This window comes from Bradyrhizobium sp. BWA-3-5, assembly GCF_032917985.1.
GTDB lineage: Bacteria > Pseudomonadota > Alphaproteobacteria > Rhizobiales > Xanthobacteraceae > Bradyrhizobium.
The window spans coordinates 6,801,325-6,814,414 of sequence record NZ_CP136626.1; the positions used below are offsets into that span (position 1 = coordinate 6,801,325).

At 63.2% G+C, this 13,090-nt stretch carries 12 protein-coding genes; 7 read left to right on the forward strand and 5 right to left on the reverse strand.

Annotation, left to right across the window (positions count from 1 at the left end):
• Positions 1 to 6: 6 nt before the first annotated feature.
• The 4 genes from RX331_RS32655 to RX331_RS32670 are packed head-to-tail and all read right to left on the reverse strand — an operon-like array spanning position 7 to position 4,307.
• Positions 7 to 864, reverse strand: a complete 858-nt coding sequence (locus RX331_RS32655) for a carbohydrate ABC transporter permease (protein WP_317253696.1) — start codon at positions 862 to 864, stop codon at positions 7 to 9.
• The gene (locus RX331_RS32660) at positions 857 to 1,786 is read right to left on the reverse strand and encodes a sugar ABC transporter permease (RefSeq protein WP_317253697.1); all 930 of its coding nucleotides are present in this window, start codon (positions 1,784 to 1,786) and stop codon (positions 857 to 859) included. The genes RX331_RS32655 and RX331_RS32660 overlap by 8 nt, the downstream gene beginning before the upstream one ends.
• A complete protein-coding gene (locus RX331_RS32665) occupies positions 1,783 to 3,069 on the reverse strand; it encodes an ABC transporter substrate-binding protein (RefSeq protein WP_317253698.1) in 1,287 nt (428 codons plus the stop codon). Before RX331_RS32665 ends, RX331_RS32660 begins: the two co-directional genes overlap by 4 nt.
• A gap of 59 nt (positions 3,070 to 3,128) precedes the next feature.
• Positions 3,129 to 4,307, reverse strand: coding sequence for an ROK family transcriptional regulator (locus RX331_RS32670; protein ID WP_317253699.1), 1,179 nt, complete (start codon positions 4,305 to 4,307; stop codon positions 3,129 to 3,131).
• A gap of 213 nt (positions 4,308 to 4,520) precedes the next feature.
• Here RX331_RS32670 and RX331_RS32675 point away from each other — a divergent pair, with 213 nt between their 5' ends.
• The 3 genes from RX331_RS32675 to RX331_RS32685 are packed head-to-tail and all read left to right on the forward strand — an operon-like array spanning position 4,521 to position 7,356.
• Positions 4,521 to 5,057, forward strand: coding sequence for a TRAP transporter small permease (locus RX331_RS32675; RefSeq protein WP_317258293.1), 537 nt, complete (start codon positions 4,521 to 4,523; stop codon positions 5,055 to 5,057).
• 1 nt (position 5,058) lies between these two features.
• Positions 5,059 to 6,366 (forward strand): TRAP transporter large permease subunit, encoded by a 1,308-nt coding sequence (locus RX331_RS32680; RefSeq protein WP_317253700.1) that lies wholly within the window; start codon positions 5,059 to 5,061, stop codon positions 6,364 to 6,366.
• Positions 6,367 to 6,408: 42 nt separating this feature from the next.
• A complete protein-coding gene (locus RX331_RS32685; RefSeq protein ID WP_317253701.1) occupies positions 6,409 to 7,356 on the forward strand; it encodes a TRAP transporter substrate-binding protein in 948 nt (315 codons plus the stop codon).
• Positions 7,357 to 7,404: 48 nt separating this feature from the next.
• Here RX331_RS32685 and RX331_RS32690 read toward each other — a convergent pair whose 3' ends face one another.
• Entirely contained in the window at positions 7,405 to 8,190 is a 786-nt protein-coding gene (locus RX331_RS32690) for a DUF2066 domain-containing protein (RefSeq protein WP_317253702.1), read from the reverse strand.
• A 420-nt stretch (positions 8,191 to 8,610) separates the two neighbouring features.
• Between RX331_RS32690 and RX331_RS32695 the strand changes: the two genes are divergently transcribed.
• From RX331_RS32695 to RX331_RS32710, 4 genes are all read left to right on the forward strand, one after another.
• The gene (locus RX331_RS32695; protein WP_317253703.1) at positions 8,611 to 9,861 is read left to right on the forward strand and encodes an ABC transporter substrate-binding protein; all 1,251 of its coding nucleotides are present in this window, start codon (positions 8,611 to 8,613) and stop codon (positions 9,859 to 9,861) included.
• Positions 9,862 to 10,015: 154 nt separating this feature from the next.
• Positions 10,016 to 10,843, forward strand: coding sequence for an AraC family transcriptional regulator (locus RX331_RS32700; protein WP_317253704.1), 828 nt, complete (start codon positions 10,016 to 10,018; stop codon positions 10,841 to 10,843).
• Between the two features lie 144 nt (positions 10,844 to 10,987).
• Positions 10,988 to 11,998 carry a branched-chain amino acid ABC transporter permease gene (locus RX331_RS32705; protein WP_317253705.1) on the forward strand — a complete coding sequence of 337 codons (1,011 nt, stop codon included), beginning with the start codon at positions 10,988 to 10,990 and terminating at the stop codon, positions 11,996 to 11,998.
• A gap of 1 nt (position 11,999) precedes the next feature.
• On the forward strand, positions 12,000 to 13,085 hold the full coding sequence (locus tag RX331_RS32710) for a branched-chain amino acid ABC transporter permease (RefSeq protein WP_317253706.1): 1,086 nt from the start codon (positions 12,000 to 12,002) through the stop codon (positions 13,083 to 13,085).
• The last annotated feature ends 5 nt before the right edge of the window (positions 13,086 to 13,090 follow it).

Here is a 13,090-nt window from a genome sequence, read left to right on the forward strand (position 1 = left end):
TCCCCTTCATTTCACGGCGCCGGCGGTAAGCCCGCGTACGAAGTACTTGCCGCCGATCAGATAGATCAGCAGCGTGGGCAGCGCCGCGATCATCACCGCGGCGCTCTGCACGCCGTGATGCGGGATATCGGCGACCGCGGCGGAAAGCGCGATCAGCGCCGCGGTGACCGGCTGCTGTTGGCCGGTCGTGAAAGTCACGCCGTAGAGGAACTCGTTCCAGATGTGCGTGAACTGCCAGATCACGGTGACGATCAGGATGGGCGGCGAGAGCGGCAGAATGATGCGCCAGAAAATCCGAAAGAATCCCGCTCCATCGACGCGCGCGGCCTTTATCAGCTCCTGCGGGATGGCAACGTAGTAGTTTCGCCAGAACAAGACGGTAAAGGAGAGCCCCTGGATCGTGTGGATCAGCACCAGGCCCGTCAGCGTGTTCATCAGGTCGGTATCGCGCAGCACGATGGTCCAGGGCAGCAGACGCATCTGCTGCGGCAGGAAGATGCCGAGCGTGACGATGCCATAGATCCAGCTATCGCCGCGAAAGCGCCAGAGCGAAACCGCGTAACCGGCGACTGCACCAAGCAGGGTGGAGAAGATCGTCGCGGGAATGGTGACGAGCGCGGAGTTCAGCATGTAGGGACGGATACCAGCGCAGGTCTGCGCAACGCAGAAGTCGGACCAGGCGGTGAGGTAGTTGCCAAAAGCCCAGTGCTGCGGCCAGCCGATCATCGAGGTCTGCGCGATCTCCTCGTTGCTGCGCAGCGAGTTCAGCACGACGACGATCAGCGGCACGAGCCACGCCGCCGCGACCAGCGAAACGACGAGATAGATCAGCACGCGGCCAGGCGCGAAAGATCGATCACGCATGGCTGGCTCGCCGTCGCTGGAGATATCGCCACGCCGCATACGGCAGCAGCACCGCGAGAAGGATCAGCAACATGAGCACGGCCGCCGCCGCACCACGGCCGAGCAGGCCGCGCTGGAACATCAGGTCGTAGACGACGAGCGCCGGCAGCTGGGTCGCGATTCCGGGGCCGCCGTTGGTGAGCGCGCGGACGAGGTCGAAGGTCGAAATGGCGAACTGCAGCTGGATGACGATGACGGTGATGGTGATCGGCCAAAGCGTCGGCAAAATGACGCGCCGGTACATTCGAACTGGCCCGGCGCCGTCGATCTGCGCAGCCTTGATGAGGTCGGCATCGACGGACCGGAGGCCTGCCAGGAAGAGCGCCATGGCGAAGCCGGACGATTGCCAGATCGCGGCGATCACAATTGTCCAGATTGCCATGTCGCGGTCGACCAGCCAGTCGAACCGGAAGGAAGTCCAGCCGAGGTCACCGACGAGCTTCTGGATTCCGAGGCCGGGATTGAGCAGCCAGCTCCAGACCGTGCCGGTGACGACGAACGACACCGCGAGGGGATAGAGGAAGATGGAGCGCAGCATGTTTTCGCCGCGAATGCGCTGGTCGAGCAGGATCGCAAGCATGAGGCCGGTCATCAGACTCAGCAGCACGAAAGCGCTGCCAAACAGCAGCAGATTGTCGAAGGCGATGTTCCAGTTCCGGGTCGCCAGGACGGCCGTGTAGTTGCGCAAACCCACCCAGCCCGCGACCGGAACAAGCGTGGATGGCGTGAACGAAATCCAGATCGTCCATAGCGAAAACGAAACGAGATGCGCGGAGGACAAGAGCAGCGGCACCCAGATCGTCAGGACTTCGGGCAGCCGCCCCACCCAATCGGGTGTTGTCGGCCGCCCTGTTCGCGGTGCCGTGGCGACGGTGTCGGTCAACGCGCGCCCTCGACGGCCTCGGCAAGACGGGTCACCGCCTGCTCCGGCTTGATCGCCTTGTTCTTCACGTATTCGGTGAGCACGTCGATCATCGCGGCGGTCAGGCCGTTTTCCTGCGCCATGTTGTGCGCGAGGCTGAGCACGGCCTGGTTGTTGGCGACAGCGTCCTTGAGCGCGGCTGCGGTTCGCCGTTGACCGTCCGACCAGCCGTCACCGGAGAGATCGACGTCGGTGCGCACGGGGATCGATCCCGTGATCTGCGAATACATGGTCTGGATCGCCGGATCCATGACGAGCTGGGCCATCAGCGTCTGACCGGCCTGCAGATCGGGCTCCTTGCGCTGCCAGAAGATGAAGGCATCGGCATTCAGGAGGAAGACCGGCTTGCCATTGTCGCTGGGGCCCGGGGCGATGATGAAGTCCTCGAACTTGAAACCGGCATTGCGCAACACGCCCTGGGCCCACCCGCCCATGATCATCATGCCCATGTCGCCGTCGATGAAGCGCTTCAGGTTGGTGGCATAGGGCTGGGCGCCGACATTGGGATCCATCCAGTCGGCGATCTTGCGCACCTGGGCGAAGGCGGCTTTGACCTCGGGGCCCTCCAGGGCCTTCTTGTCGAGATTCATGATGGCCGCTCGGTATGCAGCTGGACTGATGCCGGCGAGAGAGGCCTCGAATTTCTGCCCGTCATCGGGGCGGGTGCCGCCGTTGGCGACGGGATATGTGACGCCGCCTGCTTTCATCTTTTCGGCAAGATCGTTGAAGTCAGCCCAGGTGACGGGCACCTTGTCGGCCTTGGCCTTGTCCATCGCGCGTTTGGAGAGAAACAGCATGTTGGTGCTGTAGATCTGCAACGGCAGCGAAATCCACCTGCCGCCCGGCTTGTGCAGTTTCGCAAGGTCCGGGGCAACAACCTTTTCATAGCCGGCGGCGGCAACAAGGGCATCGAGATTGACGGTCGGAGCAATCTTCGACCAAGCCGCAATCTCCGGGCCCTTGAGCTGCGAACAGGCCGGCGGATCGCCGGCAATGATCTGCGCCCGCAGCTTGTTCATCATCTCGGTGGTGAACCCGGGGACGGGCGAGTGCTGCCAAATCCCGCCCTTCTCCTCGAATTTCTTGCCGAGCGCCGTGATCGCCGCGCCATCGCTGCCGGCGGACCATTGCGAGATAGCCGTCAGGCGCGGCTTGACCGCGCCTTGCGCGCGGGCGAACGCCGGCAGTGCGAGCGTGGCAGCGGACCCAGCGAGCAGACGACGCCTTGTGATGGAGATCGGCATAGCATGTTCCTCCCGGTATGAATCTTCTCGGCGCGGCTGACCGCGCGGCTCATGGCATCTCAGGCCGCCTCCACCGAAGCGGCCGGCATGCCGCCGCGACACGCCAGACAAAAGGCGGCAAAGGCCAGCGCGGCATTCGGATCATTGCCGTTCGAAGGCGGCACGAAAGCCAGCGACACGCCGGCGAACTTGCGCCCGCCCAGCAGACAGGCATCGATCCCTTCGACCAGGGCCTTTCGATCTTCTTCCGCGAGAAGCGACGGCCAGCCACTGATGGCGACAGCTGGGCAAGGCTTCACGTTCAACGTATTGCCGATCGCAAGGCCAAGCCGGAACAGCCGGCGCCGCAGCTCCTGCCGCACGCGCGACGAGATCGGGATGGCATTCACCCACTCGGCACCGAGATGCAGCAGCTCCGGCTCGGGCACACCAAGAAGCTCCGCCAATGCCGGCAGCGATGTATAGGCCTCGACACAGCCTTGATGGCCGCAGCGGCACCTCGGACCTCCCTCGCCGAACACCATGTGGCCGAGTTCGACCGGCAGCAAGGCATCGGCCTCGATCGGGTCTTCCATCCACGCACCGGCAACGCCCTGGCCGACAAAGACGAACAGATGCGTCCCGGTAAACGGATAATCCTCCGTGCGACAGCGGTGAAACGTTGCATGCGCCACGACCGAATTGGTGAATTCAACCGGCACGCCCGCAAACATCTCGCCGAGCACGCCGCGTGTCAGCCTGACGTCACAGGGAATGATCGGATTGTCTGATACGCTCGACCGGCCAAGGCCGGGGATCGCAATGCCGATCTGCGAGAGGCGGACGCGCCGTCGCCGCGTCCAGTCCTGCAGCAATTGCAGCGCGTCGTGAAACACCCGGCCGACGGACTCGACGGTCGGCGTTTTCGGCAGCGGCAGGCGTTCGGTATAATGCAGTTCGCCCGAGAGCCCGCCGACGCCGACACTCAGCCGCTGAGCGGTCAGCTCTATGGCCGCGAGCGCGACAGAATTATCGAGGGACACCAGGCCTGTCGGGCCGCCGACGTAAGGCGCGGGCCGCCTCACTTCCTCGATCAGGCCCTCTGCCTTCAGATCAAACAGGATGCGGGACAGGCTCGCCTCGGACAGGCGCACCGCCTTGGCCAGCGGCGGCCGAAACATGCCGCCGGACTGAAGCAGATGCCCCAGAATGGCCGCGCGCGTCTGCCGCCGACTTCTCGGCTGCTCCGACATTTCCATCCCTGTCGTCATCCTTACTTAGTGTAAGAATGTGCGCGCGAAACATTTCGGCTGTCAAGGCGCTTCTGCGACCGCCGCAAGCGCCCCTGCCCTTCATCCACTTTCGGCGGGCTTGTGTCGGCCGGTCTTTTCCGAAAGAGAATGGATGCCGGAAATGGTACGTCTATTGCCTCCGGGGATCGGCGTGCAGGAGGAGGATAGGCTTTGCTTCGCGTGTTTCTTGATCGACTCTACCTTTTCTCAGGCTATCTCGCCGGTCTCTTCCTCATTGCCATCTTCGTGCTGATGATGCTGCTGTCGGGCGGCCGGCCGCTCGGCATCAATATTCCCGCCGGCGATGATTTCATCTCCTGGTGCATGGCGGCGACCGCCTTCCTCGGGCTCGCCCACACCTTCAAGCATGGCGAGATGATCCGCGTCGGCCTGCTGATCGACCGCCTCAGCGACAACGTCAGGCATTATGTCGAGATCGTCGCGCTGATCGTTGGCGCCGGCTTCATCGGCTTTTTCGCCTGGCATGCCGCGGTCATGACCTGGCAGTCATGGAAATTTTCCGACATCTCGCAAGGCGTCATCGCGGTGCCGCTGTGGATTCCACAGCTTGGCTACAGCGGCGGTCTCGTGATCCTCTTCATCGCCTTTGTCGACGAGCTGATCCACGTCCTGCGCGGCTTTTCGCCGCGCTACGAACTGCCGAAACCGCAGAGCGCCGAGGAAGTGGTCGAGCGCGCCGTGCAGAGCGGGGTCTGACATGGAGCTGCTCTCCATCGCCGCCATCCTGCTCGGATTCCTCGCGCTGCTGCTCGGCGCCGGCGTCTGGATCGCCGTCGCGCTGATGGCGACGGGTTGGGCCGGCATGCAATTCGCCGGCGGCAATATCCCGGCGGGCAGCGTGCTGGCGACGACGGTGTGGGGCAACAGCGCGTCATGGTCGCTCGCGGCTCTGCCGCTCTTCATCTGGATGGGCGAGATCCTGTTCCGCACACGGCTGTCAGAGGAAATGTTCCGCGGATTTGCGCCCTGGCTGAACTGGCTCCCGGGCCGGCTCATGCACGTCAACGTGCTGGCCTGCGGCGTGTTCGGCTCGGTGTCGGGCTCGTCGGCCGCGACCTGCGCCACGGTTGCCAAGATCGCGCTGCCCGAACTGAAGAAGCGCGGCTACAATGAAGACCTGAGTCTCGGCTCGCTTGCGGGCGCCGGTACGCTCGGCATTCTGATCCCGCCGTCGATCACCATGGTGGTCTACGCCGTTCAGGCGAACGTCTCGATCATTCAGGTGTTCCTCGCCGGATTTCTGCCGGGCCTGTTGGTGATGGCGCTTTACTCCGGCTACATCGCGATCTGGTCGCTCGCCAATCCGAAGCAGACGCCCCCGGCGGAGCCGGCGATGAGCCTGCGCCAGCGCATCACCGAGTCGCTCAATCTCATTCCCTGCCTGCTGCTGATCGTCTTCGTCTTCCTGTCGCTGTTGATGGGCTGGGCGACCGCGACCGAATGCGCGGCATGGGGCGTGCTCGGCTCGCTCGCGATCGCGTGGTGGCAGGGCGCGCTCACCTGGGAATCGTTCTGGGCGAGTGTGATGGGCGCGACCAGGGTCAACTGCATGATCCTCCTGATCCTGGCGGGCGCTTCCTACATGGGCACGTCAATGGCCTATACCGGCATCCCGATGGCGCTGGCGAGCTGGGTGAACAGCCTGCAGCTCAGCCCCTACGCGCTGATCGCCGCGCTCACGATCATGTACATCGTGCTCGGCACCGCGCTCGACGGCATCTCCATGATCGTGCTGACCACCGCCATCGTCATTCCGATGGTCAAGCAGGCCGGCTTCGATCTGGTCTGGTTCGGCATTTTCCTGGTGCTGGTGGTGGAGATGGCCGAGGTCTCGCCGCCGGTCGGCTTCAACCTGTTCGTTCTGCAGACCATGAGCGGCAAGGATTCCAATACGGTCGCCAAGGCGGCCCTGCCATTCTTCTTCTTGCTTGTTCTCGCGGTTGCCATCATCACGGTATTTCCTTCCATCGTGATGGTGCTGCCGCAGATGGCGTTCCCTGGCTAGAGAGAGGTGTTTTTTATGTTCAGGCTTTTGCAAACGTGTGCGATGGCTGCCTGCGTTGCGACTTTCGCCCTGCCCGCGATGGCGCAGACGAAATGGAATCTTCCGGCGGCTTATCCTGCGGACAATCCGCATTCAGTCAACCTGATCGCGTTCGCCAAGGACGTCGGCGATGCGACCTCCGGCAAGCTGCAGATCACGGTGCATCCCGCGGCATCGCTGTTCAAGGCGCCCGAGATCAAGCGCGCGGTCGCAACCGGGCAGGCGCAGGCCGGCGAAGTCCTGATCTCGCTGCACGAGAACGAGGACCCGATGTTCGGCATCGACGTCATCCCGTTCCTGGCGACGAGCTATCCGGCGGCCAAGAAGCTGTGGCTCGCCTCAAAACCCGCGATCGAGAAGAAGCTCGCCTCGCAGGGCCTGATGCTCCTGTTCGCGGTGCCGTGGGGTCCGCAAGGGATCTATGCCAAGAAGGACATCAACACCGTCGAGGACATGAAGGGCCTGAAGTGGCGCGCCTATAATGTCGGCACCTCGCGCATCGCCGAACTGGTCGGCGCCCAGCCGGTCACCATCCAGGCCGCCGAACTGCCGCAGGCGCTGGCGACCGGCGTCGTGAATGCCTTCATGACCTCGGGCTCCACCGGCTACGACAGCAAGTCCTGGGAAACTATGACGCACTTCTACGATACGCAGGCCTGGATTCCGAAGAACGTGACGTTCGTGAACAAGGCGGCGTTCGACGCACTCGACAAGCCGACCCAGGAAGCCATCGTCAAGGCGGCAGCCGTCGCGGAAGAACGCGGCTGGAAGCTCGCCGAAGAAAAGGCCAAGTGGTATCTTGAGCAGCTCGAAGCCAACAAGATGAAGGTGCTGCCGCCGCCTCCCGCTTTGAAGTCCGGCCTCGAGAAGATCGGCGAACAACTGACCGCCGACTGGCTCAAGAAGGCCGGTGCCGACGGTGAAGCCGTGATCGCCGCCTACAAGAAGTAGCCTTCGCTGCCTGGCGGACCCGGCATTCAATTGCCGGGTTCTGCTTTTTCAGTCGCCATTGCCTGAAAAAACCTGCGCCGCGCCGCCGATGCCGCGTCGGAAGGCTTCATCGAATGTGACGCCACGAACCTGCCAACGGTGCGTCCGGCCAGCCCACTCCATCTGCCATTGCGTGGTCCAGCCGAGTTGCCGGTCGTCCCAGACCAGCCGCCCGGTCAGAACAGCCTCCGCCTCCTCCTGAGCCGCAATCGGCGCGAGCGCAGATGATGGAGTCGTCGCTAGCGTTTCGCCGGTGATGCTCGATTTCGCCAATGCCGCCGCGCCCGGCAGCACGATAAAGATGCCGCGCCTGTCAGCTGCAGCGAGCAAGGCGTCGCGCTGCAGGTCGGACTGGGTTCCATCCAAGGTGACAACGTATTTCCTCGGGCCCTGCTCCATCGCGACAAAGACAGCAAGCAGAGGACGGTGTGACAGCCAGGGCTTGAGGCCGATCGTTTTGAGAAGTTCGTTGATCTTGCTTTCTTCAAAATCGACCGTCAGGTCGTAGGGGCGGTCGCGGGTGCCCTGCTCGTCGCGAATGGGCTTGCCGAAAAACTGGTCGCGATAGCTGAACGAGGTGACGTAGTTCTTTGCTTTCGATTTGTAGGCTGCCAGTCGCCGGTCACCGCTGAGTTTCTGCGCACCGGACACTTTGATGAGGACGTCTTCCAGACACGCGGCAAAGCCCAGCATGCGGTTTGCCTCGCCCTGGCCCGTCACGGTGACCTTCGCGCGATAGAGATCGTCTTCCGCCGCAGCCATGGTGCTGGCGCACCAGGTCAGCACGACTGCCACAAATATTCCAACGATGGCGCGGCCCGTATCAGGGCCAACAATTACAGGCCGGTATCGCGCCGCTCGCAGATCAACCACACCCGCCTCCGTTCAAGAGTGCTGCTTGTCTTCGAGGATTGGTTCGTTTGTGCGGAAAAGCAACTTTCGACTGCGACAGACAGTCTTTGACGCCCAAACGCGTGAGCAACGCCTTCGCGCCGCAACATGCAAAATGAGACTACCGGTCAAGTTGCGAGCGGCCAAGCTGCACGCGCGGCCCCAGTGATCAGCTAGCTTTCGCTCCGGCGGTTCCGAATGCATTTCCGGCTGCACGCTGCGCAACCGGGATCGACCGCATGCGATTTCGGAACGAGCTTACAAGCAAGACCTGACGATACAAGATCCAGCAATAAAGACCTGGCGATACAAGGGAGGGGTTCGATGTTGAGAAGCTGTGCGGGATTGGTCGCGCTGAGCACCCTGTTGCTTTCCAGCGCTGCCATGGCTCAGGAAAAGATCAAGGTCGGCGTCACCGCGACGCTCGAAGGCACCTACACGGTGCTCGGTGAGGACGGCATCCGCGGTCACCAGACCGCGATCAATACACTTGGCAAGAAGGTTGGCGACAAGGAACTCGAGTTCATCATTGCCTCCACGGATGCGACGCCCGACTCCGCCGTTCGCGCCGTGCGCAAGTTGATCGAGCAGGACAAGGTCCAGATCCTGCTGTCGCCGCTGTCCGGCGACGAAGGCATCGCGGTCAAGAATTTTGCCAAGACGCGTCCCGAGCTGACCTTCATCAACGCCGCCTCCGGCGCGCAGGAAACCACTTACGTCGATCCGTCGCCGAACTTCTTCCGCTACAACATGGACGGCGCCCAGTGGCAGGTCGGTCTCGGCAAATACGCCTATGAGACCAAGGGTTACCGGAAGATCGCAACCGTCGGCGAGGATTATTCTTTCATCTATACGCAGGTGTTCGGGCTGGTGCTCGAGTTCTGCGGCGCCGGCGGGCAGATCACCAACCGGCAATGGGTGCCGCTCGGCACCAAGGATTTTGCCTCCGTCATCGCCGCCTTGCCCGACGACGTCGACGCGATCTATCTCGGCCTCGGCGGTGCCGACGCGGTCAACTTCCTCAACCAGTATCAGCAGGCCGGCGGCAAGGCGCATCTGATGGGCGGCTCGATCATGGTCGACCAGACCATCCTCTCCGCCAAGGGCAACGCCAAGAATGCACTGCTCGGCACCATCGCCGCGAGCGGCCAGGCCGATACCTGGGAGGATCCGGGTTGGCAGAAGTTCGTGAAGGCCTATCAGGACGCCTTCCCGCCGAACAAAAGGTTCCCGAGCCCCTCGCTGCTCGCCACCAACTATTACGGCTCGACCATGGCGCTCATCCTCGCGCTGCGCCAGGTCAATGGCGATCTCAGCAACAACCAGGCGAAATACAAGGAAGCGCTTGCCAAGATCGAGCTCGATGCGCCGAACGGCAAGATCAAGCTCGACTCCAACCGTCAGGCGATCGGCACCAACTTCGTCACCGAAGTCGTCGATGACGGCAAGGGCGCGCTGTTCAGCAAGGTCGTGAAGGTCATCCCGAACGTGAACCAGACCTTGGGCTATGACCCGGCGGTGTTCTCCAAGATTGGCCTGCCGAGCCGGACGGTTCCGGAGTGCAAGAAGTACTGAGTTCTTCGCACCTGCGAACGGGCCCCGAGCACACCGGGGCCCGGGCACGACCGGGCGGGATGCGATCTACGCTCGAAGTGATCAACCCTTGCATTCTCGCGGTGGATGTTGAACGCTGGTTGAAAAGACAAGAACATCCCGCGGGAGGGAAGGCATGAGCAAGGCTCTGGCCGTCTTCCACGGCCGGTTCGGTCGCGCGACGGTCTATCAGTTGAACCGCCCCTTCAACATGCATGCGCATCGCGAAGGGCATCTGGTTTTTCATGTCGGTGGAACGCCGGCCCGGATCGACGTCTGCGATGAGCGATGGCTTCTCGCAGAAGACTCCATTGTTGCCGTCAACCCGTGGGAACCACACAATTTTATTCCCACCGACATCGAGAACGGCGCGATCTTCTTCGTCCTCTACGTCAATCCCGAATGGTTCGCTCCCGACGCGGCGCGGGCCGACAGCCTGCGGTTCGGCCGCACCTGCTTCAAGCGAACTGTTACGCTCGACCGACATATCAGGCGCACCGCAGCCTTGGTTTGCGGCGCACCGTCGCTGAGCAGCCTCGATAGCGAGCTCAGGCAGTTGATCGAGAGTTGCTACGAGGAAAGCTGGCAAAGGTCAGAACCGGTACAGGAAACGCGCAATACCACCGCCGTCACCGACTTCCGCGTTCGCAAGTCCATCAAGCTGATGTCGGAAAGCCCTGGCGCCGAGATCGAACTGGATTCGATCGCCCGCGCCGCCGGCCTGTCGCGTCCCCATTTTTACAGGCTGTTCCGCACCCAGACCGGCGTCACGCCGAACCTCTACCTCAACACGCTGATCATGGAGCAGGCGCTGGACGCGCTGGTCGCCACCGAGGTGCCGATCGCCGATATCGGCTTCGATCTCGGCTTCTCCTCCCAGAGCGGTTTCACCCGCTTCTTCGCGGCCAATGTCGGGATGGCGCCGACAGAATACCGCCGCGCCGCCAAAGTCTTGCGGCCGTAAGCGCGCCTGGCGCGGAAAGACGCTCGCGAAAAGATACTGACGATCAAGTGCACGGTTTTCGGCACCGTTAGGATGGTCCGAAAACGCGAGCCGGAACGGCCGCGACGTCTGGGAGGACGGTATGGCGACGGCCGGGCGATTGCCATGACGAGGTTCATCGAACGCCATCCGGCATGGGCGCTGATCACGCTCGTCGTGGTCGCGCTGCTGCTGTGGCTGATCCTCGCCGTCTGGCCGCCCGGCCTCGAAGAGGCGATCGGTCGGAAGCGTGTATTCCTCAACGCCGTCTTCAACGGCATCACGCTCGGCAGCCTCTACTTCCTGGTGGCGAGCGGCTTTACCCTGATCTTCGGCCTGATGCGCAACGTCAACCTGGCGCATGGCTCGCTCTATCTGTTCGGCGGCTATATCGGTTACGCCATCAGCACCTGGACCGGCTCCTGGCTCCTCGGCTTCATCGTCGCATTTCTTGGCGTCGCCCTGCTCGGCATCGTCCTGCAAATCGTCGTCTTCCGCCGCATGGAGGGTCAGGACCTGCGCCAGACCATGGTCACCATCGGCCTCTCGATCGTGTTTGCCGATCTGATGCTGTGGGTGTTCGGCGGCGATTTCTATCAGATCCAGACCCCGAGCTGGTTGATCGGCCCGGTCGAATTGCCGCTGGTCACCGCGGTCAAATCGTCGGGCGAAGCGGTCTATCTGCGCTATCCCCTGGTGCGCCTCGTGATCTTCGTCGCGGCGATCGTGATCGGTATCGTGATGTGGCTGGCGCTCAACCGCACCCGCGTCGGCATGATGGTGCGCGCCGGCGTCGATGACCGCGACATGCTGGCCGCGACCGGCGTGCCGATCCAGCTCGTCTTCGTTGCCGTGTTCGCTCTCGGCGCCGGGCTTGCTGGAATCGCCGGCGTCGTCGGCGGAACCTTCCAGTCGCTCTCGCCCGGCGAAGACACCCGCTTTCTCCTCGCCTCCCTCGTCGTCGTCATCGTCGGCGGCATGGGCTCGATCCCCGGCGCCGCGCTCGGCGCCATCATCATCGGCCTCGCCGAGCAACTCGGCTCGGTCTACATCCCAACCTACGCGATCGTGGTGACCTTCCTCATCATGGTGCTGGTGCTGGCGTTGCGGCCGCAGGGCCTTCTGGCGAGGCGCTGACATGTCGTTGGTTCAGGGCGCGCATCCTCCGACCAGCCAGCCGCCCGCGGCGCAGCGCGCGACCTTCCTGACATTGCCGGAGTTCAACAAGCCCGCGGCGTGGCTTGTGGCCGTGATCCTCGTGATCATGCCGCTGATCGCCAACGGCTTTTTCCTGATCGAGATCTTCGCCACCACGCTGATCCTCGGGACCATCGCCCTCAGCCTGATGTTCCTCGCCGGCTATGGCGGCATGGTCAGCCTGATGCAGCTCACCATCGCCGGGTTTGCCGCCTACATGGTCGCGGTGTTCGGCATGAGCGCCAACACCAATATCAGCCTGGGATGGCCGTGGTGGCTGGCAACACCGACGGCGCTGCTGCTTGCGACGATCTTCGGCACGCTCGGCGGCGCGCTAGCGGTGCGCACCGAAGGCATCTACACCATCATGATCACGCTGGCGATCGGCGCCGCCTTCTACTATTTCACCAACCAGAACTGGGCGATCTTCGGCGGCCACACCGGGATTAACACAGTCGCGACGCCGAAATTCTGGGGCGTCGACTGGCGCGCCGACGTCCCCTACTATTACGTCACGCTCGGCGTCGCCGCCCTCTGCTATTTCGCCGTTCAATACGTCTCGCGCGCGCCGTTCGGGCTTGCGCTGCAGGGCGTGCGCGACAATCCGCGCCGCATGGCGGCGCTCGGCTTCAATGTCAACGCGCATCGCGTGGCGGCCTATGCGTTCGCATCCTTCATCGCGGCGCTCGGCGGCGTCCTGCAGGTCTGGAACTACCGGCAGATTTCGCCCGGCTCGGTCAGCGTCGGCGCCTGCATCGATATCCTGATCATCGCCGTGGTCGGCGGCATCACCCGTCCCGTCGGGCCCTATATCGGCGCCTTCATCTTCGTCATCCTGCGCACCTTCGCGCTCGATCTCCTGGTCAAGTTCGGGCTCGACGGCAACCGCTTCCGCCTGCTGATCGGCCTCGGCTTCCTCGCCATCGTATTCTGGTCGTCGGATGGCGTGATCGGGCTGTGGGAGCGCTGGCGGCGCCGGGCGGCCACGCCGGATAAGCGCACTGGCGGAGGCCAAGGTCATGGATAGAATGG